Source organism: Conyzicola nivalis (assembly GCF_040548875.1).
In the GTDB taxonomy this organism is placed as follows: Bacteria; Actinomycetota; Actinomycetes; order Actinomycetales; family Microbacteriaceae; genus Conyzicola; species Conyzicola nivalis_A.
Map to the genome: position 1 here is coordinate 329,901 of NZ_JBEPSJ010000002.1, position 22,150 is coordinate 352,050.

At 68.2% G+C, this 22,150-nt stretch carries 26 protein-coding genes, 1 tRNA gene and 1 pseudogene; 17 read left to right on the top strand and 11 right to left on the bottom strand.

Annotated features, from left to right (window positions below; genetic code table 11):
* Positions 1-50 precede the first annotated feature (50 nt).
* The 4 genes from msrB to ABIE21_RS10235 all read left to right on the top strand — a co-directional run bounded on the left by msrB (position 51) and on the right by ABIE21_RS10235 (position 1,578).
* Entirely contained in the window at positions 51-449 is a 399-nt protein-coding gene (gene msrB / locus ABIE21_RS10220; RefSeq protein ID WP_354024715.1) for a peptide-methionine (R)-S-oxide reductase MsrB, read from the top strand.
* Positions 450-998: a nitroreductase family protein gene (locus tag ABIE21_RS10225; protein WP_354024716.1), complete on the top strand. Its 549-nt coding sequence runs from the start codon at positions 450-452 to the stop codon at positions 996-998. It begins immediately after the preceding gene.
* Positions 999-1,040: 42 nt separating this feature from the next.
* Positions 1,041-1,442: an SRPBCC family protein gene (locus ABIE21_RS10230; protein ID WP_354024717.1), complete on the top strand. Its 402-nt coding sequence runs from the start codon at positions 1,041-1,043 to the stop codon at positions 1,440-1,442.
* Positions 1,443-1,504: 62 nt separating this feature from the next.
* A tRNA-Thr gene (locus ABIE21_RS10235) sits at positions 1,505-1,578 on the top strand.
* A 258-nt stretch (positions 1,579-1,836) separates the two neighbouring features.
* On the opposite strand, the gene ABIE21_RS10240 is transcribed toward ABIE21_RS10235, so the two are convergent.
* Entirely contained in the window at positions 1,837-2,424 is a 588-nt protein-coding gene (locus ABIE21_RS10240; protein ID WP_354024718.1) for a TetR/AcrR family transcriptional regulator, read from the bottom strand.
* A gap of 100 nt (positions 2,425-2,524) precedes the next feature.
* On the opposite strand from ABIE21_RS10240, the pseudogene ABIE21_RS10245 reads away from it, so the two are divergent.
* Together ABIE21_RS10245 and ABIE21_RS10250 are read left to right on the top strand one after the other, a co-directional pair.
* A pseudogene (locus ABIE21_RS10245) lies at positions 2,525-3,271 on the top strand (NADPH-dependent F420 reductase); the annotation flags it as partial.
* Between the two features lie 23 nt (positions 3,272-3,294).
* A complete protein-coding gene (locus ABIE21_RS10250; RefSeq protein ID WP_354024719.1) occupies positions 3,295-4,290 on the top strand; it encodes an NADPH:quinone oxidoreductase family protein in 996 nt (331 codons plus the stop codon).
* 156 nt (positions 4,291-4,446) lie between these two features.
* On the opposite strand, the gene ABIE21_RS10255 is transcribed toward ABIE21_RS10250, so the two are convergent.
* Positions 4,447-5,838 (bottom strand): DUF1254 domain-containing protein, encoded by a 1,392-nt coding sequence (locus ABIE21_RS10255; protein ID WP_354024720.1) that lies wholly within the window; start codon positions 5,836-5,838, stop codon positions 4,447-4,449.
* A gap of 139 nt (positions 5,839-5,977) precedes the next feature.
* Here ABIE21_RS10255 and ABIE21_RS10260 point away from each other — a divergent pair, with 139 nt between their 5' ends.
* Complete coding sequence (locus tag ABIE21_RS10260) at positions 5,978-7,651, top strand: SulP family inorganic anion transporter (RefSeq protein ID WP_354024721.1); 1,674 nt, start codon at positions 5,978-5,980, stop codon at positions 7,649-7,651.
* Positions 7,652-7,704: 53 nt separating this feature from the next.
* Here ABIE21_RS10260 and ABIE21_RS10265 read toward each other — a convergent pair whose 3' ends face one another.
* On the bottom strand, positions 7,705-8,517 hold the full coding sequence (locus ABIE21_RS10265) for a TetR/AcrR family transcriptional regulator (protein WP_354024722.1): 813 nt from the start codon (positions 8,515-8,517) through the stop codon (positions 7,705-7,707).
* Here ABIE21_RS10265 and ABIE21_RS10270 point away from each other — a divergent pair.
* Positions 8,489-9,235: an SDR family NAD(P)-dependent oxidoreductase gene (locus ABIE21_RS10270; RefSeq protein ID WP_354024723.1), complete on the top strand. Its 747-nt coding sequence runs from the start codon at positions 8,489-8,491 to the stop codon at positions 9,233-9,235. The two genes, ABIE21_RS10265 and ABIE21_RS10270, sit on opposite strands and share 29 nt — an antisense overlap.
* An 82-nt stretch (positions 9,236-9,317) precedes the next feature.
* Here ABIE21_RS10270 and ABIE21_RS10275 read toward each other — a convergent pair whose 3' ends face one another.
* The 3 genes from ABIE21_RS10275 to ABIE21_RS10285 form a co-directional block, all read right to left on the bottom strand.
* The gene (locus tag ABIE21_RS10275; protein ID WP_354024724.1) at positions 9,318-9,500 is read right to left on the bottom strand and encodes an Rv0909 family putative TA system antitoxin; all 183 of its coding nucleotides are present in this window, start codon (positions 9,498-9,500) and stop codon (positions 9,318-9,320) included.
* Positions 9,501-9,609: 109 nt separating this feature from the next.
* The gene (locus ABIE21_RS10280) at positions 9,610-10,836 is read right to left on the bottom strand and encodes an RNA polymerase sigma factor (protein ID WP_354024725.1); all 1,227 of its coding nucleotides are present in this window, start codon (positions 10,834-10,836) and stop codon (positions 9,610-9,612) included.
* Between the two features lie 15 nt (positions 10,837-10,851).
* Positions 10,852-11,268 carry a YciI family protein gene (locus ABIE21_RS10285; protein WP_354024726.1) on the bottom strand — a complete coding sequence of 139 codons (417 nt, stop codon included), beginning with the start codon at positions 11,266-11,268 and terminating at the stop codon, positions 10,852-10,854.
* 129 nt (positions 11,269-11,397) lie between these two features.
* Between ABIE21_RS10285 and ABIE21_RS10290 the strand changes: the two genes are divergently transcribed.
* From ABIE21_RS10290 to ABIE21_RS10305, 4 genes are all read left to right on the top strand, one after another.
* Positions 11,398-12,021, top strand: coding sequence for a histidine phosphatase family protein (locus ABIE21_RS10290; protein WP_354024727.1), 624 nt, complete (start codon positions 11,398-11,400; stop codon positions 12,019-12,021).
* The gene (locus ABIE21_RS10295; protein WP_354024728.1) at positions 12,018-12,773 is read left to right on the top strand and encodes a hypothetical protein; all 756 of its coding nucleotides are present in this window, start codon (positions 12,018-12,020) and stop codon (positions 12,771-12,773) included. Before ABIE21_RS10290 ends, ABIE21_RS10295 begins: the two co-directional genes overlap by 4 nt.
* Positions 12,774-12,859: 86 nt before the next feature.
* Complete coding sequence (locus ABIE21_RS10300; protein WP_354024729.1) at positions 12,860-13,699, top strand: SDR family oxidoreductase; 840 nt, start codon at positions 12,860-12,862, stop codon at positions 13,697-13,699.
* A gap of 12 nt (positions 13,700-13,711) precedes the next feature.
* A complete protein-coding gene (locus tag ABIE21_RS10305) occupies positions 13,712-14,104 on the top strand; it encodes a hypothetical protein (RefSeq protein ID WP_354024730.1) in 393 nt (130 codons plus the stop codon).
* A 4-nt stretch (positions 14,105-14,108) separates the two neighbouring features.
* On the opposite strand, the gene ABIE21_RS10310 is transcribed toward ABIE21_RS10305, so the two are convergent.
* From ABIE21_RS10310 to ABIE21_RS10320, 3 genes are all read right to left on the bottom strand, one after another.
* A complete protein-coding gene (locus tag ABIE21_RS10310; protein WP_354024731.1) occupies positions 14,109-14,915 on the bottom strand; it encodes a nitroreductase family protein in 807 nt (268 codons plus the stop codon).
* Positions 14,916-14,920: 5 nt separating this feature from the next.
* Positions 14,921-15,283 (bottom strand): hypothetical protein, encoded by a 363-nt coding sequence (locus ABIE21_RS10315; RefSeq protein WP_354024732.1) that lies wholly within the window; start codon positions 15,281-15,283, stop codon positions 14,921-14,923.
* A 65-nt stretch (positions 15,284-15,348) separates the two neighbouring features.
* Entirely contained in the window at positions 15,349-15,777 is a 429-nt protein-coding gene (locus tag ABIE21_RS10320) for a hypothetical protein (RefSeq protein WP_354024733.1), read from the bottom strand.
* A gap of 121 nt (positions 15,778-15,898) precedes the next feature.
* Between ABIE21_RS10320 and ABIE21_RS10325 the strand changes: the two genes are divergently transcribed.
* Positions 15,899-16,333, top strand: coding sequence for a GNAT family N-acetyltransferase (locus ABIE21_RS10325; protein ID WP_354024734.1), 435 nt, complete (start codon positions 15,899-15,901; stop codon positions 16,331-16,333).
* Between the two features lie 105 nt (positions 16,334-16,438).
* Complete coding sequence (locus tag ABIE21_RS10330) at positions 16,439-17,473, top strand: hypothetical protein (RefSeq protein WP_354024735.1); 1,035 nt, start codon at positions 16,439-16,441, stop codon at positions 17,471-17,473.
* Between the two features lie 2 nt (positions 17,474-17,475).
* On the opposite strand, the gene ABIE21_RS10335 is transcribed toward ABIE21_RS10330, so the two are convergent.
* On the bottom strand, positions 17,476-18,117 hold the full coding sequence (locus ABIE21_RS10335; RefSeq protein WP_354024736.1) for a dihydrofolate reductase family protein: 642 nt from the start codon (positions 18,115-18,117) through the stop codon (positions 17,476-17,478).
* A 107-nt stretch (positions 18,118-18,224) separates the two neighbouring features.
* On the opposite strand from ABIE21_RS10335, the gene ABIE21_RS10340 reads away from it, so the two are divergent.
* The 3 genes from ABIE21_RS10340 to ABIE21_RS10350 are packed head-to-tail and all read left to right on the top strand — an operon-like array spanning position 18,225 to position 20,682.
* Complete coding sequence (locus tag ABIE21_RS10340) at positions 18,225-18,716, top strand: GNAT family N-acetyltransferase (protein WP_354024737.1); 492 nt, start codon at positions 18,225-18,227, stop codon at positions 18,714-18,716.
* 14 nt (positions 18,717-18,730) lie between these two features.
* Entirely contained in the window at positions 18,731-18,925 is a 195-nt protein-coding gene (locus ABIE21_RS10345) for a hypothetical protein (protein WP_354024738.1), read from the top strand.
* On the top strand, positions 18,922-20,682 hold the full coding sequence (locus ABIE21_RS10350; RefSeq protein ID WP_354024739.1) for a sensor histidine kinase: 1,761 nt from the start codon (positions 18,922-18,924) through the stop codon (positions 20,680-20,682). The genes ABIE21_RS10345 and ABIE21_RS10350 overlap by 4 nt, the downstream gene beginning before the upstream one ends.
* Here ABIE21_RS10350 and ABIE21_RS10355 read toward each other — a convergent pair.
* Positions 20,639-22,102: a PLP-dependent aminotransferase family protein gene (locus ABIE21_RS10355; RefSeq protein WP_354024740.1), complete on the bottom strand. Its 1,464-nt coding sequence runs from the start codon at positions 22,100-22,102 to the stop codon at positions 20,639-20,641. The genes ABIE21_RS10350 and ABIE21_RS10355 overlap by 44 nt on opposite strands.
* Between the last annotated feature and the right edge of the window lie 48 nt (positions 22,103-22,150).

A 22,150-nucleotide genomic window follows, 5' to 3' on the forward strand; every position in this document is an offset into this window, starting at 1 on the left:
CCCGAGTTTAATGTCAGGGGGAGACTTCCCTCTTCGTTAGGAGAACAGACATGACCACCAAGATCGTGAAGACCGAAGAAGAGTGGCTCGCCGAGCTCGGGCCGGTTCAGTACAAGATTCTGCGCGAGGCCGGCACCGAGCGCCCATGGTCGGGCGCCCTGCTGGACGAGAAGCGCGAGGGCATCTACACCTGTGGCGCCTGTGGCGCCGAGCTGTTCAAGAGCGGCGCCAAGTTCGACTCGGGCAGCGGATGGCCGAGCTTCTACGAATCGATCGACCCGGAGGCCGTCACCTTGGTCGTCGACAAGACGCTCGGGATGACCCGTACCGAGATCCGCTGCGCCACCTGCGACTCGCACCTCGGGCACCTGTTCGACGACGCGTACCAGACGCCCACCGGCGACCGGTACTGCATGAACTCGCTCTCGCTCGGGTTCAAGGAAGAGTAGTTGTCGGCTCTCGACGCGGTGCTGAACCGCCACTCGCACTCCAAGGTGACGGCCGAGGCGCCGAGTCGACTGCAGCTGCTGCCTCTCGTCGAGGCGGCGGCCACGGTCGCAGACCACAGTGGCCTCAAGCCGTGGCGGCTGATCGAGCTGCGCGGCGACGCACGTCTGCGCCTCGGCGCGGCCTTCGCCGAGGCGACCGGCGCGACGGGCAAGGACGCCGAGAAGGCGGCCTCGAAACCGTTGCGCGCCTCGCTGTTGATCGCGGTCGTGTTCGTGCACAAGCCGAGCTTCAAGGTGCCGGCGTGGGAGCAGGAGGCCGTGGCATCCGGTGTCGCCCACATGCTCAGCCTCCTTCTCGACGAGGCGGGCTGGGGCGTGTTCTGGCGCAGCGGCGTGCTCACCCGCTCGGAGCCGGTGCACCGCATGCACGAGCTCGCGCCGAACGAGCAGCTGCTCGGCTGGCTCTACGTGGGCGGGCTGCCCGAGAAGACCAAGTCAGACAAGCGCAAGCGGCTCGAGGTGGGGCGCTACCTCACCGAGCTGACCTAGGGGCTCTGGCGTTCGCGGCCGAGTCGCGATAGTACTGGATGCATGAACGACTCGACTGGACTCACGAAGGACGCCGGGTGGGAGCTGGGGGTCAGGCGCACCGTCGACGCCCCGGTCGACGAGGTGTGGGAGTACATCGTCGTCGACGGGGTGCGAACCTGGCTCGGCGACACCAAGCTCGGCCTGCACAAGGGCGACGCCTACGAGACGACGGATGGCACGCGTGGCGAGATCCGCAGCCGCACCGACGAGCTGCGGCTGCGCATCACCTGGCAGCCCGACGACTGGGACCACGACTCCACGTTCCAGATCACACTCACGCCGGCCGCCGGCGGAACCACGATCGGCTTCCACCACGAACGCCTCGCCTCGGAGGACGAGCGCGCACGGATGCTCGAGCACTGGACCGGCGTGATGGACCGGGTGGTCGCGGAGCTGGCCTGACGTGATGTCAGGCGGGGGGTCGACGCCCAGTAACATTGACGTGCGCCAAATCTTGGCGCGTCGCCCCCTTAGCTCAGTTGGCCAGAGCACCGCTCTTGTAAAGCGGGGGTCGTCGGTTCGAATCCGACAGGGGGCTCGTTAGAAACGGCCAACGATTTGGCGCTTGCGAACGAGCCCGTCATTCGGCAGCGGTGCGTTCGGGACGCTGTTCCCAACCGGGCGTAACGCTCTACGATCGCTGCCCGCGCCCAATCGCCTCGTTCCCCCCTGAGCCCGCCGCAGCTGAGGGAGAAGATCACCGCAGAGGCGCTGCAAGCGACCATGCACAAAGCCCGGCGCGCGAGAAGTGATCGCGCCAGAGGTCATCGGCGCGATTACGCCGCGTTTCGAGCCGTCAGACCGTCGTTCTGTTGGCCCAGCCAGACCTGAGGAGCTCGGCCATCGACGTGGCCGAGGCGCTGTCGGCCATGGCGGCACCTTGCGCCCAGCTCACCGCGAGAGCCATGAGGAAGAGCTCGCGCGCCCGCGCGTCGCGACGGGCAAATCCAGCGTCCTGTGCTCGAGAGAGGAACTCATCAGTGCCGGTGATGTACCCCTCGCACGTCGAGGCGAGGGGTGAGGCTTGTTCTCCCATTGCTGCGCGGAGGGGGTCGGGGAGTCCGTCGAACGCGCCTGCCCAATCGATCAGGGCGTTGAGCCACATGTCGAGTGCGTCACCCGGGTCTACTGCGGTCGACGCGATCTGCTCTCGTCGCAGACCGATCTCCTGGTCTCGGGCGGAGAGGAGTGCGGCCAGGAGGGCGTCGCGGGAGGGGAAGTGGCGATACAGGGTCCCCGCGCCCAAACCTGCATCTTTCGCAATTGCGTCGAGAGAGCCCGAGACTCCGTGCTCGGCGAAGTGCTGTTCGGCGATGTCGAGAAGGTGCTGCCGATTGCGCCGCGCATCGGAACGGGGGGCGCGGCCTCCGTGTGTCGTCGTCATGTCGTCAGGATTCTCCCACGATTCGGAGAGTGTCTCCGGCTAATGTGTAAGCGGAGAGCGACTCCCTGCTTTCTTCCACTGTGTCACGACACGAAGGGCTGGCATGAGAATCGGCATCATCGGAGCAGGCAACATCGGACGGATCCTCGCCGAACGGCTCAGTCGCGCCGGACACGACGTCTCGATCGCGAACTCCCGCGCACCGGAAACGGTCGACGCTTCCGCACTGAGCACCGGCGCCACCGCCGTGTGGGCCGCCGACGCGACCGAGGATGCGGAAGTGGTGATCGTCTCGGTCAACTTCGGGCAACTTCCCGAGGTCGCGGGCATCGTCGCGACAGCGCCCGCCGATGCCGTCATCATCGACACGTCGAACTACTTCCCGCTCCGAGACGGCGTGATCGACGCGGTCGAGAACGGCCAGGTGGAGAGCGAGTGGGTCCAAGAACAGTACGGGCGCCCGATCGTGAAAACGTGGAACACGATCACGACCGCGTCATTCCGAGACAAGGCGTATTCGACCGACCCTGCCACCCGGGTCGCACTGCCGATCGTCGCCGACAGCGACTCCCAGCGGGCGGTCGGGATGCGGCTGGTCGAGGAAACCGGGTTCGATGCTGTCGACGCCGGCGTCATCGCAGACTCGTGGCGTCAGCAGCCGGGCACGCCCGTGTACACGAACGACCTCACTGCGGGAGAGCTTCCCGCTGCACTGGGGCGGGCACAGCGCGACCGATCGGCGCTCCGCCGCGATCTGATGTTGAAGATCTACCAGGAGCGCATCGAGGCCGATGGGAAAGAACCAGATCCCGAGCGGCAGCTCGCCCTCACCCGGGCGATCTTTTGAACCAGGCGACAAGGAGGCGACGGATGAAACGGTGGCAAGCAGCACGATTCGGAGAGGTGTCCGACGTCCTCCGTCTGGAGGATGTCGAGCGCCCCGAGCCTGGAGCGGGGGAAGCTCGAGTACGCGTCCTCGCCGCGAGTCTCGCCCTGCCCGACCTCATGATGGTCCGAGGTGACTACCCCTTCCTTCCCGAGCCGCCCGCTTCCCCCGGGCAGGAAGTCGTCGGCATCGTCGACGCCGCCGGCGACGGGTTCTCCCACCCGGTGGGTGCTCGGATCGTCGGCAACAGCCGCGCCGACATCGGTATAGGCGGCTTCGCCGAGTACACACTCGTGCCGGGCTGGAGCGCGATGCCCGTAATCGAAGGGCTGAGCGACGAGCAGGCGGCAGGATTCCCCGGCTCCTTCCATGTCGCCCACATCGGCCTCCACCACCGCGCACGACTGCGCCACGGCGAGACGCTGCTCGTGTTGGGCGGCGCCGGCCGCACCGGTTCAGCCGCAATCCAGATCGGCAAAGCGATGGGGGCGACCGTCATCGCCACCGCGAGATCCGAGTCGAAGGCGCGCTTCAACCGAGAGCAAGGCGCGCACCACGTCGTCAATCTCAGCGATCCCGCCTCGAACGACGAGATCACCCGCCTCACAGGCGGCCGCGGCATCGACGTCGTCTACGACACCGTCGGCGGAGAGGCCGCGGCCACCGCGGCGAAGAACCTGGCGCGCGGTGCGCGGTTCCTGATCGTGGGATTCGCCAGCGGCGTGCCCGCATCCCTCGACGCCCGGGGCCTCCTGATGGGCGACTACTCCGTCATCGGCGTCCTCTCCTCCTTCCGCGACGACGACGAGAAGGCGGCAACGGTGCACGCCCTGACGACGATGCTCGCCGCGAAGCAGATCGATCCTCCCGTCACCGCCGTGTACTCCTTCGACCAGGTACCCGACGCCCTCGCTGATCGGGCCGACGGCGGACACGGACAAACCGTCATCACCGTCAGCTCCGGAGGCGCCCCGCACTGATGCCGCCAGCTGCCTCGCGGTTTCAGTAGGTGTCACGTCGACGTTGTGCAGCTTGCCCACCGTGTAGTCGGCCGATTGGCGAGCGGCGTTCATCCTGACGGACGACGCCGTCGAGGCTTCCGTTCTTACTGCCGGACCGGAAGGTGCTCGTGGTGCCTAAGCCGGGACGATGTCGCCGAGCTTCCAGCTTCGGCTGAAGTACGGTTCGAGCGGGCCGTAGAGCCGGAAGTATGAGAACCAGTGCTGTCCGGGGATGGTCTGCACCCAGTTCGTCTCGCCGGCCGACGGCGCTTCCGGTCCGAAATAGAGGTCGACCGAGCCGTCGTCGTTGGTGATGAGGTCGGCGTCGCGCGAGCCTCGATCTCCTCGCTGCTGGGGATTGTCGATCAGGCAGCGCGTGGTGACGTCGTACACCGTGGCCGACCAGAACAGCTTCGCCGGCACGTCGGCGGGCACGTGCAGGGTGTAGTCCCGCTCGCCGGCCAGCCAGTCGCCGTTGCCGTCGGTGTATGCCCCCAGGTAGGCCTGGCCGACGCCCGGCGTGGTGCTCTTCATGGCTTCGGAGAAGCTGACGGCCTCGTAGAACCAGGATGCTCGCTCGAGCAGTTCGTCGTAGCCCTCGCCTCGTTGGGCCGAGTTGTCGAGCACGATGGCCTGCTCCCAGGCGCGGTCCGGCCAGTACGCCCCCTGAGCGAACCGCTTCGCGAACGTGTTGGCCTGCGCCATCAGCTCACCGGCCGCTGCGCCCTGTTCCAAGATGCGGATGAGCCGTTCCGAGGGTTCGAACGGTCTGCCCTTCTCGATGCCGAGCTGCCTGAGCATGGCGAGGTAGAAGCGGTCGCGTTCGTCGACTACTTCGCTCTGGTAGATCTCGTGCAGGCGGCGCCAATAGTCGAGGCCGCGCGGCTGGTCTCCCGTCCAGGCCCGGCCGTCCGGTGACACGATCCGCGTGGGAGCCGGATCGTCCCGTTCGGCGAAGGGGTAGATGCGTACCGCGTGCACCAGCGCGTCGGCACGCGTCGGGTCGGGGTCGAGGGTGCGGAATCCGAACATAATGTTCACACCCGACGACTGCAGGGTGCGGTAGTCATCCGTGAGATCCTCGGGGGCCTCGACACCGGGCCCGAGGATCACATACTTGCCGCCCTTCCCTCGATCCGGGCCCATCTCACCCATCGCGCCGACCTCGCGCTGCCAGAAGTCCGACACACCTCCGGCGGTCGGGCCGGCGGGCAGCTCGATCACGAGCGGGCCACTCTCGGAGAGGTCGAAGAAATTCAGGATGTACGGTGTGGTCGCGTTCGCCGTGATGAGCCCGAGCCGGTCCCGGTAGCTGAGATACCGAACGAGGTCGCTTCCCGTAGCGCCGAACACGTCGTAGTGCTGAGTCTTCCACTGCGCGTACGACACCAGCGGCAGCGCCCAGAGGTATGCCTGGCAGGCAAGCTGATAGTCGAGCTCGTCGAAGACCACCGGGATCGAGTCGCGGGCCGGCAGATCGCCGTCGACGACGACGTCGCCGAGGCGGCCGGGTAGTGGCTCTGACATGGGGCACCTTCCCTTTGGCCGCATCGACGCGACATCCTGCGGCCATGGTAGTCAACCCAGGGCATGCCCGATAGTGCGAACCGACAGGTGACGGATCGGCCCCGGTACACCACAATGGGAGCCACGAGAGGGGGGTGGCATGCTGCGACCGCTCGCCGGGCTGACGCCGCGCAACGCGGCCTCCGAAGCAGTAGCCGGGGTCACGCTGTTGGCGATCGCGGTTCCGCTCAACATCGGTTACGCCCAGATCGCCGGGTTGCCGCCCACCGCCGGACTCTACGCCCTCGTGGTTCCCTCGATCGTCTACGCGCTTATCGTCTCGTCCCGGCAGCTGGTCGCATCCCCGGATGCCGCGGCCGCCGCCCTCGTGGCCTCCTCGATCGGCGGACTCGCGGTGGCGGGCAGCGCCGACTACCTCACGATGACACTCGCACAGGCGATCATCTGCGGCGCGATGTTCACCTTGGCGGCCATCTTCAAGCTCGGGTTCCTGGCGAACTTCCTCTCGAAGCCGATCCTGATCGGCTTCGTCGGCGGCCTGGCGCTCGACATCCTGATCAGCCAGCTGGCGAAGATGCTCGGGGTGAAGATCGACTCGGGCGGAGAATTCGCCGAGAAGGTCGCCGGCCTCGTCACTGGCCTGCCGACGCTGAACGGATGGTCGACTCTGATCGCCGTGCTGGCCGTGGCCGTTCTGGTCGCCGGGCGCCGCTTCGCACGCGCGGTGCCGTGGGCGCTCATCGTGCTGGTCGCGGCAACGGTCACGGTGACGCTCACCGGCCTAGAGCAGCAGGGTGTCGCCGTGCTCGGGCCCGTCGACGCCGGGCCGCCGAGAATCAGCTGGCCCGTGCTGCCGTGGACCACCTGGCTCGCCCTCATCCCCTCGGCCATCGCCCTGACGATGGTCACGATGGCCGAAGGGCTCCTGGTCGCCCGGAGCTACGGCGAGAAGCACCGCTACGACACGAGCCCCAACCGCGACCTGCTCGCCTTCGGGGCCGCGAACGTCGCCGCCGGCGCGAGCGGCGGATTCGCGGTCGGCTCGTCGACCTCCCGTACCGCCGCGATGGACCAGGTCGGTTCACGCACCCAGTTGCCCTCGTTGGTCGCCGCAGTCGGAACGCTGCTGCTGCTCCTCTTCGGCACCGGGCTGCTCGAGCACATCCCGTCGCCTGCCATCGGCGCAATCGTCGGTGTCGCGATCATCCCGCTGCTCGGCATCCGCGACTTCCGATCGCTGTGGCGGCAGGACAGATTCGAGTTCGTGATCGGAGTGGCGTGTTTCGCGGTCACGCTTCTCGTCGGCGCCATCCCGGGCATCGTGGTCGCCTTCGTTCTGGCCCTCGTCAACCTCGCGAAGCGCGCCTCGACGCCCGCGATCGATGTACTCGCCGCAGACGGCGACCCCGATTCGTCTCTGCTCGATCCAGCGCCGAGCGGCGCGACGACCGCGCCCGGCGTCGTCATCATCCGGCTCGCCGCACCGTTGTTCTTCGCCAACGGCTCCGTGTTCTCCGACGCTGTCAAAAGAGCGGTCACGACCTCGGCCGGCGGGGTGCGTCATGTGGTCCTCGACCTCGAAGCAGTCACCGACATCGACGTCACTGGCGCCGAGGCGTTCGCGACGTTGAAGGCCTGGCTTCGCGACAACGGCGTCACGCTCTCATTCAGCCGGCCGCGCTCCGCGATCATCCGCCGGCTCCGCACTCTGGAGCTGCTGGGCGACGAAGCCGTCTTCCCCACCAATCGGGCGGCCCTGGCGTCTCTCACCGCTTCGTCCGCTGGCGCCGAGGAGGCGGAACCGCCTGGCTGACGTCTGAGATCGGCACATGGGGCCCGTACGCTACCCCAGCGAGCGATGAGGGGTCAGTCGCGACCCGTTGGCGATAGCAGCGATCGCAATGGGAATGCGGCACGGTGCAGGTCGGCGTCGAGCAGGGTCAGCAGTTCACCGGCGTCTCCGGCCCGCTTGGCGATCGCCCGCAGAGTGCCGACGAAGATTCCCTGGTATGCACCTGCGATCGCCATGGGCCCGACGCTGTCCTCCGACACACCCGTCCGTTCGGCGACGTATCCGGCGAGGACGCTTTTCCACCGTTCCCAGTGCTGGTATGCGCCGGGGCGCAATGCCTCCACGCTGTCGATAAGTTCGAAACGCTCCAACCAGACCGCACTGTCGTGGGTCGCCGATTCGGTGGAAGCCAGAATCGCGACGCGGATCACGTCGAGCGGGTCGTCCTCTGCGCGGGAACGCGAAATGGATCCCGACAGGTCTGCGATGTTGGCATCGAATGCAGCCCAGATGACGCCGGGCTTCGAACCGAAATAGCGGAACACCGTGGTGCGGCCAATGCCCGCCGTCGTCGCGATCATCTCGACCGATACGGCGTCATAGCCGTCGCGCAGCATCAGTTCGAGCGCAACCCTCTCGACATGCGCACGAGACGCAGCGGGAGGGCGTCCCGCAGATCGCGGCTCATCAGAAGCGGGCATGTTCCCGATAGTAGCCGAGCGACCGCTCGCCCTCGCCGCAATTTCGGGACCGAGTACCACTATTATCGAGAGCGCCGATGGAAACGCACGAGCGCGACCACCGACTCGGCATCTGCACACTGCTGTGCCGACCGATCGAACTGAGGAGTGACCCGACATGGGAAAGCTAGACGGCAAAGTGGCCATAATCACCGGCGCTGCACAAGGGATGGGCAAGGCCCATGCACGACGGTTTATCAGCGAAGGCGCCAAGGTGGCGATCACCGACCTCAACGTAGAGGGCGGTCAGAAGCTGGCCGACGAACTCGGCGAGAATGCGCTGTTCATCAAGCACGACGTGACATCCCTCGCCGACTGGGCCCGTGTCCTCGAGGAGGCCGAGAGCACGCTCGGAACGGTCACCGTCCTGGTCAATAACGCGGGCATCATCGGCCCGGTCACACCGACCGTGGAACTCGCCGAAGAGGACTACCTCAAGGTCGTCGCAGTGAACCAGCACTCGCAGTACTACGGCATGAAGACCGTCATCCCTTCGATGCAGAAGGCGGGCGGCGGCGCCATCGTCAACATCTCCTCCACGGCGGGAATGGTGTCGATCGTCGGAGCGCCGAACCTGGCGTATGTGGGCAGCAAGTTCGCCTCACGCGGCATGACCAAGCACGTCGCCGTGCAGTACGGCCCCGACAATATCCGCGTGAACTCCGTGCACCCCGGGTACATCAAGACACCGATGATGGCAGCGGCCACCGACGCCGAAGGAGGGGGAATCTCGGCGCAGGTGCCCCTGCGGCGAATGGCCGATCCGGACGAGGTCTCCAGCCTGGTGCTCTTCCTCGCATCGGAAGACTCGTCGTACATCAGTGGCATGGAGCATGTCATCGACGGTGGCCTCACGGCCTCCTGAGCCCCCCTGCCGCGTCGACGGTAGCCTGCCGCCGGGTCTCGGCGGGCCACCGTCGACGCGGCCTCTCTGCGCGAATAGCGCCTTAGTCGCCGACTTTCCTGTCGGCCGCGTCTCCGGCGCCCTCGATCTTCTCGTCGAACTTGCCACCGCTGGCGTTGCTCGCCGCGTCCTCGGCCTTGTCGATGCCGGAGTCCGTCGCCTTCTCGCCCTTGTCGCTGTTCGCGAAGTCTTTCGCCTTGTCGCCCAGACCGCCTAGATCAGCCATGATCTTCCTCCCGTGTTCGTCGGCCGCCGACGGCGGCCCTCGTTCCAGTATCCGAATCTCCCCAGACGTGGTGCTTCGGGGTTGCGTTCGCGACGACCCCGTGCGCGAGTCAGAGCGCGGCGGCCTTCGCCCGCAGCACGGCGCTCTCGCGCTCGTTGCTGGCGAGCCCTGCCGCTGCCATCAGCTCCGAGCGCGCCTCGTCGACGCGCCCGAGGCGGGCGAGCAGCTCGCCGCGCACGCTCGGCAGCAGGTGCGATCCGCGAAGCGCCCCCTCCGAGGCCAGGCGGTCGACGATGAGAAGGGCATTGGCCGGTCCGGTCGCCATCGACACGGCGACGGCGCGGTTCAGCTCGACCACGGCGCTCGGGGCGATGCGTCCGAGCGCTTCGTAGAGCACGACGATGCGGTCCCAGTCGGTGTCGTCGACGCGCGGGGCGATCGCGTGGCATTCCGCGATCGACGCCTGCAGGGCGTAGCTGCCGCGGCCGCGTCCCAGCTGATCGACGTGGCGTAGGGCCGCCCGGCCGCGCTCGATCTGCGCACGGTCCCACCGCGACCGGTCCTGGTCGGCCAGCAGGATCGGGGTGCCGTCACGCTCGACGCGCGCCCCGAACCGCGACGCCTGCAACTCCATCAGCGCGACCAGGCCGTGCACCTCGGGCTCGTGCGGCAGCAGTTCGGCGAGAATCCGGCCGAGGCGCAGCGCCTCGTTCGCGAGCTCGGTGCGGATCCAGCGGTCGCCCGAGGTCGCCGCGTAGCCCTCGGTGAAGACGAGGTACACCACCCCGAGCACGGCGCTCAGCCGAGACATCCATTCGCTCGGATCCGGCGTCTCGAACGGCACGTGCGCCGCCGACAGGGTCTTCTTCGCACGCACGATGCGCTGCTGCACGGTCGCGACCGGCACCAGCAGCAGGCGCGCGATCTGCTCGGTCGTGAGCCCTGCGACGACGCGCAGGGTGAGGGCGACCTGCGATTCGCGCGAGAGCACGGGGTGGCAGGCGGTGAACACGAGACGTACGACGTCGTCGTCGATCGGCTGCCATTCGTCTTCGGTGGTCTCCGACAGGTCGTGGGCGATTGCCCGGTACCGTTCGTCGAGGCGTTGCCGCCGGCGCCATCCGTCGATGGCCTTGCGCTTGGCCACGGCCGTGAGCCAGGCGCCCGCGTTCTGCGGAACGCCCGAGGCCGGCCACTGGGTCAGCGCATCGACGAGCGCCTCCTGCGCGAGGTCTTCGGCGAGGCCGACGTCGCCGGTCACCTTGGCGAGCGTCGCGACGATGCGCGCGCTCTCGATGCGCCAGATGGCGTCGACCGTGCGCTGGATGTCGGTCACGGTGTCACCGGCGTCTCAGTGGCGGTCGGGCAGCTCCGCCGCCTTCTTGACGTACTCGTTGTCGGCGAAGTCGGCGAATGCCTCCTCCTGGCTCGGGATGCGGCGTACCTCGAGCTTCGAGCCCGGCCCGAGCGGTGCGCGGCTCGCCCACTCGACGGCCTCCTCCTTGCTCGAGACCTCGAGAATCCAGAACCCGTTGAACAGCTCATGCGTCTCGCCGTATGGACCGTCGGTCACGATCGGCTTCTCGCCCGCGAAGTCGACGACGAACCCCTCGGTCGCCGGCGCGAGGCCCTCCGCGCTGGCGAGCACTCCCGCCTTCATCAGCGCCTCGTTGTAGGCGCCCATGGCGTTGATGATCTCTTCGAAGTCGACCTCCTGGCTGGCCTCGAAGGCCTCCTGCGAGTCGCGCATGATGAGCATGTACTTCATGGTGATACTCCTTTGTGCGGGGCCGCCCGTCGCGTCCTCCTACTATCGCGTCGAACGGGGTCGACAGGAATAGACATCACGCCCAAGATTTGACCAGGCGCACTGACCGAACGTGACGAAAGGCTGGCGATGAACGACAAGCCCGGACAGGTGGTGCTGGTGCGCCACGGCGAGACTGAATGGAGCGCGAACGGCCGGCACACCAGCCGCTCGGATCTGCCGCTCACACCGGATGGTGAAGAGCAAGCGCGCGCGGTTGGTCGCGTGCTGCAGTCCCGTCGCTTCGGGCTGGTCCTGACCAGTCCGAGACGCCGTGCTTCAGACACGGCGACGCTCGCCGGGTATCCGGGAACCGAGACCGACCCAGACTTGGCGGAGTGGGACTACGGCGCCTACGAGGGACTGACGACAGCCCAGATCTCCGACTCCACCGGCTACCGGTGGAGCCTCTGGGAGCACGGCGTGCTCCCCACGGCGGACGGTGTCGGCGAGCAGGCGGACGAGCTGCTGGTGCGCAATCGGCGGATCATCGACAGGATCTCGCCGGCCCTCGAACGCGGCGACGACGTTCTGCTCTTCTCCCACGGCCACTACCTGCGAACTCTCGCCGCCACGTGGATCGGGTCGCCGATCGCTCTGGGACAATTTCTCGTGCTCGACACTGCGGCCATCTGCGTGCTCGGCTTCGAGCACGACCACCAGGTTCTGTGCCAGTGGAACCGCTCCGCGTGGCGGGAGATGCCGTCTCGATGACGCGAATGAAGCCGCTGAAGACGCCACCCAACGAGGCCTTCTGGTTTCCGGGCCGCTGGATAGGCGGAATCTCCCTGATTTTCGGCCCGCTCCTGCTGCTCACCGCCGCCCTTCTCCGCCTCCCGTTCCACTACTTCTACGATGCGCAGTTGACGGCCTACGCCGAGCATCCGGCCCTCATCACGGCGGCCTACACCTGCTACACGCTCGGGTGGCTTTTCACCTGGCCGGGCGTCATCACCCTCGCGCGGCTCATCGGAATGCGACTTCCGACCCTCGCCGTCATCGGCGGAACGGTGGTCGTCCTGGGGCTGGTGGGTCGCGTCTTCCACGCCGGGATCGATCACCTCGCCTTTCAACTGGTCGATGCGCAGGGCCTCGAGGCGGCGATCCGAGCGGTGGATGATTCGTACCTGGCGTTTCATGTCGTCCGCTACTTCAACGGCATGATGATGGTCGGCTGGCTGCTGATCGCGATCGGCGCCTACCGAGCGGGTGTTATGGGATGGTTCCGCTCGATCGCCCTCGCGTCGATGTTTTTCCTGCCGTTCGGCACCCTCAAGGGAACGCGAGGCGAGACCGTGTTCCTACTGCTGGGCCTGTGCATCGCCTTCATCCCGCTGGGCATCAAGGTGCTGCGGGAGGGGCCTCGTCCATCGCGCAAGGCCGTGATCTGGTCTCTGGCGTTCGTGATCGGCGAGGCCCTGTTCATCTGGCTGTCGATCGTCTTCCCGGAGATCATGCGGCACTAGGCCCGGCGACCGGCTCGAGCAAGCCCCTTGTCGCATCCGCCGCGCACTGCGGTGATGGAAGGACACCCCTCGATCGAAGGAGACCCATGTCCCAGCCAGAACAGCAGCAGGATGCGCCAGGCACCACCGCGGAGATGACCCCCACGCCCGACCACGGTGAAGACAGCTATCGGGGGTCGGGTCGGCTCACGGGGAAGGTCGCCATCATCACGGGCGCCGACAGCGGCATCGGCAAGGCCACCGCCATCGCGTTCGCACGCGAGGGCGCAGACATCGTGATCTCCTACCTGGAAGAGGAGGAAGACGCGCAGAGCACCCGCGAGCTCGTCGAGAGCGCTGGCCGCACCGCGCTGCTCTTCGGCGGAGACCTCTCCACCGCCGAGCAGTGCCGGGCTCTCGTCGAGCGCACGGTCGCCGCGTTCGGCTCCATCGACGTGCTCGTACACAATGCCGCCTTCCAGCGCACCCACGACGACATCTCCGAGATCGAAGACGAGGAGTGGGACTACACGATCGCGACCAACCTCAGCGCCTACTTCTACCTGGTCAAGGCCGCGCTTCCGCACATGAAGAGCGGGGCATCCATCATCGCGACCTCGTCCATCCAGGCCGACGCGCCATCCCCGCAGCTGCTGCCCTACGCCGCGACGAAGGCGGGCATCGCCAACATGACGGCGTCGCTCTCGCAGCTGCTCGGCGAGCGAGGCATCCGCGCGAACGTGGTCGCGCCGGGGCCGATCTGGACACCGCTCATCCCGTCGACCATGCCCGCAGAGAAGGTTGCGGAGTTCGGCACCGACACCCCCCTCGGACGCCCGGGCCAGCCAGCCGAGGTGGCGCCGGCCTACGTCATGCTGGCGTCGGACGAGGCGAGCTACATCTCCGGCGCCGTCATCGCCGTGACCGGCGGCAAGCCGATCCTCTGAGCGGCCGGATCTATGGCTAAGGCATACGCGGTGATGCTCGGCATCCTCATCGGCAGCCACGCGCTCATCGGATGGTTCATCGAGGGGTCCCGCATGCTCGGGGTACTCAATGTCGACATCTTCAACGACATCGTCTACACGCTGTGTGCGGTGGCTCTGCTGATCGTCGGGTCGACGCACACCCCGGTCAAGGTCGTGCAGGCGGTGCTGGTGGTCGTGGGCCTGGTGTTCGTGCTGCTCGGCGTCGGCAGCGTGATCGACGAGCGCCTCGGCGGGCTGCTGCCCACAGGCACGACGATCCTCGACCACCTGCTGCTGTTCGGCACGGGCGGGGCGGCTCTGCTGCTCGGTGTCTCGCCGTGGGCGCGGAAGCCGCTCACCACCAACGGCGTTCCGCTGAACTAGGGGCTCAGGGGGCTGGGAGCGGGTCGTCCCAGCCCTCCTGCGGCGTCGCGCAGGTGCCGCGGAACACGAACTGCGACGGCAGCTTGCGCTGGTGGCTCGACCAGTCGATCGCCGGTCGGCGCTGTTCCGGCGGCAGATAGCCCAGCCGGTACACCGCCATCAGCTCGAGATCAGCCGGCACCTCGAGCAGTCGTTCGATGCGGCGCCAGTTGTCGGGCACCTCCATCGGGAACGACACGAACTGGATTCCCATGCCGAGCTCCACCGTGGTGAGCCAGATGTTCTCGATCGCGGCGCCGAGGCTGAACGTCGAGTAGAACGACGACAGCTCGCCCGGCCGGTTCTCGGAGCGGTCGAGCATCACCCCCAGCAGCAGCGGCGAGCCGGCCACGAGCTTCTCGTTCTCCGCGCCGAGCGTGGAGGGCACTCGCAACGCGTTCATCAGCATCTGTCCACGCGGTGTGTAGACCTGGTTGGTGAACGGTCGCAGTGGCGCCGGCAGCTTGTCGAACAGCATGCCGTCGCGACGTCGCTCCATCTCCTCGGCGCTGAACCGGAAGTACGGCTTGTACCGCTCGAAGAACGTGCCGTTCGACATGGTCGTCTTCATGCTCTCGCCGCTGATGCGGGCGATGGTGCGGATCGTCTCGGGCTCCTCGATGATGACGAACCGCCATGGCTGGCTGTTGAGCTGCGAGGGCGCCCTGCTCGCCACCTCGATGAGCAGCCGCTGATGCTCCTCGCTCACCGGATCGGGCATCAGGTGCCCGTTCGTGGTGCGGCGGCGGCGGATGGCATCGAGTAGTTGCACGGGAGCTACTTTCGGGAGTGGACGAAACCGGCGACGAAGAAGGGCGCGGCCGAGAGGGCGACGAATGGATGGCGCGGAAACCGGGGGCCGAGGCGCGCGAGTGCGGCCAGTGGCACCGCCGCGGGGAGCAGCGACCATCCGGCCCGGCTCGGGCTCCACACCAGCGAGCTCACGGCCGCTCCAGCGAGCGCGACGGTGCCGACGTACAGCGCGTGGTGCACCCAGCGCGCTCCGCGAAGGTCGAGCACACCGGTTGCCACGCCCGTGCCCACGGCACAGCTGGCGATGTACGCGGCACCGGCAGCACCGAACGCGGCGCGGACCGCGGGGGTCGACCGCGATCGCCTGCCGTGTCTCTGAGCGCTCATCACTGTCACGCTACGGGCAGACGGCGAGCGCTCGCTCGGGCTTGACGCCGCGTCGTAGCGAGGCCTCAGGTCGCCGCCTTCGCGACGAGCCCGCCGAGCATCGCCAGGTCGGAATCGGTCATCTCGTTGTGCACGGCGAACGCCGTCGCCCAGACTGCTCCGTCGTCGAGAGACGCCGCCGTGTCGAACTCGAAGGTCGAGTAGCGCACCTTGAACTTCGACTTGGGCTTGAAGAAGCAGACGACCTTTCCGTCGCGTGCCCAGGCAGGGAAGCCGTAGTACGTCTTCGGATCCAGGTGCGGCGCCGAGGCGACGACCATGTCGCGGATTCGCTCGGCCAGCTCGCGTTCGTCGTCGGGCAGGATCGCGATCGCCTGCTCGTTGGCCGCCGCGTCGTTCTCCCTGCCCGCCGCCGCCTTCAGTTCTTTCGCGCGGTCGCGCATCGCCTTCTTCTCTTCGGGGCTGAAAGTGTCTGGTTTCGTTGAATCGGCCATGCGCCCAGTGTAGGAACGCGAAGCATCCGCCCGCTTCTCCGAAACTGCTCGGTGGTCGTCACAAACCCGCCGCGCCCCCGGTCATTACTCACAACAGGACTCAGCAGAGGAGCATCGCGCCATGGACAGATACGAATACCCCGACGCCGCGGGATACCCCGACGGCGGCGGATTTCTCGACGAGGGCACCGCGGCGGTGCTCGACGGCACCGACGTCGACCCGCTGCGCGACATCGACACGCCATCGGCAGACACCGACTCCGAGGTCGACGTGCGCCGCGACGACGCGCACCGCGTCTACGCGGCCACTCTGGGCGGGCGGCAGATCGCGAACATCCGCTACGACGAGGTCGAGGGCCGTGTCGTCGTGCTGAAGACCACCGTCGTTCCCGAGTTCCGCGGGCGGGGCATCGCCGAGCAGCTCGCCGCCTATGCCCTCGACGACATCCGTGCCCGCGGCATGCACGTCACCGTCTACTGCCCGTTCGTCACCACGTTCATAAAGGGCAACCGGCAGTTCGCCGACCTGCTCGACCCGCAGTACCCGGGCCGCTGACTCTCGCCCGGTCTGACGGGGGGCGTCGGCGGACGCTCCGGAGCCGGCACCTCTGCGCGGGCGATTCCGCTTGACCGCCCGCAGGGCATGAGGTTGACTCGGCTCATGACGCAGTCGGGCCCGGACGTGACGAACTCGATCGACCGCGACGTCGAGCCCGTGGCATCCGGATCCCTCCCACCCGCCCTGCGGACGGCGCTCGCCATGGGGGTCACCGCTGTCGTCCTGATCGCCGCCCTGAGCGTCGGCATGGGCGGCGCCGTCGTCGCGATGTTCGGCGGGCCGTTGGGGCTGCTCGTGCCGGTCGTCGTCATGGCCGTCGCGGTCGTCCTGATCTCGCTGATCGTCTTGTCGCTCACCGGCCGGCGCCGAGTCGGGGCGGCAATCGTGGTGACCGTGACGGCCTTCGTCGCCCTGGGGGTCGCGGTCTTCGGCTTCGGCACCGTGCCGATGCTCTGGGTGCAGCCGGGATTCGAGCTCGTGTACGTGTTGATCGCAGTTCCCTCCGCGCTGATGCTCGGCCTGTTTCTCGAGACCCGGCCGCTGCGCGTCGTGGGGCTCGTCGGCGCCGCCCTGCTGGTCGCCGGCGCCGTGTGGGTCAGCGTGCCCGAGCCGCAGGCCGAGGGTCCGTCGGCCGAGCAGCAGCAGTTGGACGCGAACTTCGAGGCCTACATCGACAGCCGCGCCTTCCCGATGGTCGCCGACATGCCCGGCGGCACGGTCGCCGGGGTCGTCGCCGACGGCGGTCCCGCTCGGGCGCTCACCGTCACCGCAGACGGCGGAGTGGTCGAGGTCGTGATCGACCGGCAGCCGATCGCGACCAACCCCGAAACCGCGCCGTGCCTCTACCTGGCCGCACCCGACATGGGGCTCGAAGACACCGACACGCTCGACGAGTACGCCGACTGGTGCGTACGTGACGGTGACGAGTGGCGGCTGACCGACGGAACCGGCTACGCGCGGATGGAGAACGGCGCCCTCATCGCGGTGACGTCCGCCATCAGCCAGAACGTGCGGGCGGGAGCTGGCGAACGGGCGGCGGATGCCACGGAGGTGCTGGAGGCATGGCGCTCGCTGCGCGTCATGACCGAGGCCGAGGTGCGGGAGCAGCGGGAGCGCGAGCAGCAGGAGCGGGGTTAGCCTCAGCGCTCGAATGTGACGTGGATGACGCCGCTCTCGGCGATCTCCGACGACACGGTGTAGTCGCGCTCGAGCTCGCGCAAGTCGTCCCAGAGCCGCACGCCGCGGGCGAGCACGATGGGCGTTATGGCGACGTGCAGCCGATCGACGAGCCCGGCCGCCAGGAAGGCGCTGACCGTGCTCGCTCCCCCGCCGACGCGCACGTCGGCCCCGCCTGCCAGGCCCTGCGCGCGCTCGAGCGCCCCTTCGGGCGTCGCGACGAGAAACTCGAACCGGGTGCCGTTCGCGAACTCGAGCGGCGGGCGCTCCCGGTGGGTGAGCACGAGGATCGGGTAGCCGAACGGCGGCTCCTCGCCCCACCATCCGCGCCAGTCCGGGTCGTCGGGAAAGGCGTGGAGTCCGAACATCCCGGCTCCCATGATCTCAGCGCCCACACCCTCGAAGTACGCCGCGGCGTAGCGGTCGTCGACTCCGGTGGTCCCCTCGCCCGAGGTGTCGTGCATCACGCGCTCGCGCACGGTCTTCGTGGCGGCGTAGGGCGCGACCAGCCGGCCCCAGTCCTCGCCCATCGGGTTCTCGGGTGTCGGGTCGGCCGGCATCACGATGCCGTCGAGCGAGAGGTTGAGGTCGACGCGAACGGTCATGAGGCCCTTCCTGAGCGAATGTTGACGCTGTTCACATTGCCAGTCCGGCCCGGCCCCGTCAATAGCAGTGGCGCCGGCAGCCTCGACCCGTCACCATGGGGAAGGTCATGACCCGCATACGACTGATCCCCGCGACGCCCGACCACCTGACGGCGTTCCTCCGCGACCCGCACGAGCTGGCGGCGTTGCTCGGCTCCGCCCTGCCCGACGGATGGCCGGAGTTTCCCGAGGCGATCCCGCACACCCTCGACGAGTTGCAGAAGAACCCCGACGACGCGGACTGGTGGATGCACTTCTTCCTCGACGCCGATACCGGCGCGCTCGTCGGGTCGGGCGGCTTCGCCGGAAGACCGGAAGACCGGTGTGTCGAGGTCGGGTACGAGATCGCCCCCTTATACCGCCGCCAGGGATACGCCACCGCTGCAGCGAACGCCCTGGTCGCGAAGGCGCTGGCATCGGGAGAGGTCGGGAGTGTCATCGCGCACACGCTGGCATCAGACGAGAGGTCGGCCGGGGTTCTCCGGGCGACCGGCTTCGCAGAAGTCGCACACGTCACGCATCCCGACGACGGCGAGCTGGTGCGGTGGCGACGCGGATAGCGGCGTACTCTCTGATGACATCGAACGAAGGATTCGCCGTGCGCACCGACGACCAGTACCCCGCTCAAGAGCACATTCCCGGCCCGGACGAGCCCACCGTGCCGGAGCTCGAGGCCGACCAGACCATCGCGCCGCGCCCGGAAGAGGAGATCGCAGACGCCCTGCGCGCCAAGCCAGACGTCGAAGATCACACGCAAGATCCCGAGTGACGAAGACGACCTCGGGGCGGATGATTCGGGGAGACGTCATCCGTTCCGCTGACTCCGGCAAGACCGATCGCGCCATCCGAGTGCTGCTCGTACTCACGGCGATCGCGAACCTCGTGTACCTCGCCGCCCTCCTCGTGCCCGGAGACCCGGCCAGCACCCTGGTCAACGTGTGGCTGTCGCTACTGGTGCAGTGGATTCCGGTCGGCGTGTTCTGGCTCGTCGCCGTGCGCACGAGCTTCGCGAGGGGGGAGGTGATCCTCGCGGCGGCGGCCATGACGTTCAATGCCGCGGGCGACACATACTTTGCCTTGGCGATGGACTCGTCAGGAAATCTCCCCTCCCCCTCGCCCGCCGATCTCGGCTACCTCCTCTATTACCCGTTCATGATGGCGGCCGTCCTCGTATTGGTCCGGCGCAAATCGCAGAAGTGGACCGGCTCCGTGCTCCTCGACAGCGCCTTGGCAGCACTGGGTGCGGCAGCTGTTCTCGCGGTGGTCCTCGGCCCGGTGTTCGACGACGCGACCACTGACTCGACCTTCCTCGACGGCGCGATAGCCTCGCTCTATCCCCTCTTCGACCTTCTCCTCGTCGCCGTCGTCGTCGGCATCGCCGCATCCCCGGTCTTGCGCCTCGGGCCCAGGTGGCAGTTCCTCGTGCTCGGCCTCCTCCTCTTCACGGCCGCGGACATCGCCTACGCCCTCCTCAGCAGCGCGGGCAGCTACGGCTCGGGCACTCCGATCGACGCAGCGTGGACGGCGGCCGTCGCCCTCATCGCCGTCTGGGTCGACGGGGTCGGCCGTCCGCTGCCGGAGCAGCAGGCATCCACCTCGAGGGCGCGAATGCTGCCCATCCCCGCCCTCGCCGTGCTCGCGGGTCTCGCCGTGCTCCTCGTCGCGACTCAGACCCCGGTGCCCACCGTCGCCCTGGTGCTCGCGGCCGCGGCTGTCGCACTCTCCGCCGTGCCGGTGATGTTCCGTCAGGCCATGCTCGTGCGTCTGCTCGAGGGCCGGGAAGAGGTCGTCGCACAATTGACCGAGCTCGACAGGTCGAAGAGCGACATGATCGGCACCGTCAGTCACGAGATGCGCACCCCGTTGACCTCGATTCTGGGATTTCTCGGGCTCGTGATGGACGACCCGGGCGTTCCCGACGACGCGAAGGACATGCTGCTCGTCGCCGACCGCAACGCCCGACGACTCGAGACCCTGGTCGGCAACATGCTGATGCTGACGCGCCTGGACTCGGGCGAGGCCGCGCTCGCTCTCGCACCGGTCGACATGGCGCGGCTGGTCGGCCGGTCGACCGAGTCGGTGGGTTCTTTCGCGGACTCACGCGGTGTCACGCTCACGATCGTCTGCGACGTCTCGGTGGTGGTCGAGGGCGACGAGTTCCAACTCGAGCGGGTCGTCACGAACGTGATGGAGAACGCGGTCAAGTTCACCCCGGCGGGCGGGTCCGTACGCGTCGAGGTGGCCGCGGGCGCCTTGCTCGACGACCGGCCCGCCGTCGCGATCGTGGTCGCCGACACCGGCGTGGGCATCGCCGAAGACGAGATTCCCCAGCTCTTCGACCGCTTCTACCGGGCTGCGAAGGCCCGTGACGATGTCGTGCCGGGCACGGGCCTCGGACTCGCCATCGTGCGCGAGGTCGTGTGGGCGCATCAGGGCGAGGTCACGGTCGACTCCGCCGTCGGCGAGGGAACCACCGTGCGCATCACCCTCCCGCTGCGGCAGCGCGCGGTCGAAGCGCGACAGTAGCGAGAGTGCGGATGCCACCACGGATCTGCTCCTCGCCGACGTTGCCGAAGCCGAGCACGAGCGCGGGCGGAGGCGCCGACGGCTCCGACTCCCCGTCCGCGGTCGGGACCCGGTAGAGGCCGAGCGGGTTGACCCGCACGCCCATCGTCGCCGCGGTCGCCGCGACCTCCCGCTCGGATACCCCGTCGGGAAGCTGCAGCACCGCGTGGCATCCGGCCGCCAGTCCGCGCAGCCGACCCGGCCCGAAGGCGAGCTCCGCCTCTGCGGCGAGCACGTTGCGGCGATGGCGGTAGATGTCGCGCATACGCCGCAGGTGGCGGTCGAAGCGTCCCGTCTCCATCAGCAGCGCGAGCGCCTCCTGGTCGAGGCCGGGAGCGCCGCGGCTGCTGAGCCGCTTTTCGGTGATGATGCCGGCCAGCAACCGCGGCGGGGCGAGCACCCAGCCCAGCCGGATCGCGGGGGCGAGCGTCTTGCTCACCGATCCCAGGGCGATCACCCGGGCGGGACTCAGGCCCTGCAGCGAGCCGACCGGCTGGCGGTCGTAGCGGAACTCGGCGTCGTAGTCGTCTTCGAGGATCAGCCCGTCGACATCGTCGACCCACGCGACCAGTTCGCGACGGCGCGACGGTGCGAGCGCGACGCCCGTCGGACACTGGTGGGCCGGCGTCAGCAGAACCGCCCGCGCGCCGCTCTCGCGCAGTCGCTGCACGTCGAGCCCCTGATCGTCGACGGCGACGGAAACCACCTCGAGACCCGCGCGGCGGGCGATCAGCGCGTGCTCGCGAGGCCCCGGGTTCTCGAGCGCGATGCGGTGCACGCCGTTCTCCTTGAGGGCCGCGAGTGCGAACGTGAGCCCCTGCCGGAACCCCGAGACGATGACGGCGTCGTCGGCGCTGGCGCAGCCCGAGCGCACGCGCCGATGGTACGAGGTGACGACCTCGCGCAGGTGCCGCGACCCGGCCAGGTCTTCGTCGCCGAGCTCCGCCGTCGGCAGAGTGCGCGTCGCCTCCGAGATGGCCCAGCTCCAGTCGGTCAACGGCACCGAGCCGAGATCGGGGATGCCGTACTCGAAATCGATCGCGACCAGCCGCGACGGCGCCACGCCCGACGAGGAGACGGCAGAGGCGCCGGGCGCAGCCGCAGCCGGCCCCGACATCGCGGCCACCCGTGTGCCTGAACCGACGGCCGACTCGACGTATCCCTCGGCCAGCAGCTGCTCGTAGACGTCGACGACCGTGCCGCGCGACACCTCGAGAAGCCCCGCGAGGTGCCGGGTCGAGGGCAGGCGCTCTCCGGCCGCGAGACGTTGCTCCCGGATCGCCGCCCGCAACTGGTCCTGGATCTGTGTCCCGAGCGATCCCGCGTCACGGTCGAGCACCACGAGCAGGTCGGGTCCGCCGCGCGCCCACTTCACTGTCATGCCGCCATTACAGCAAATGGTCCACTCGCTTGGCCAGAGGGCGGACCT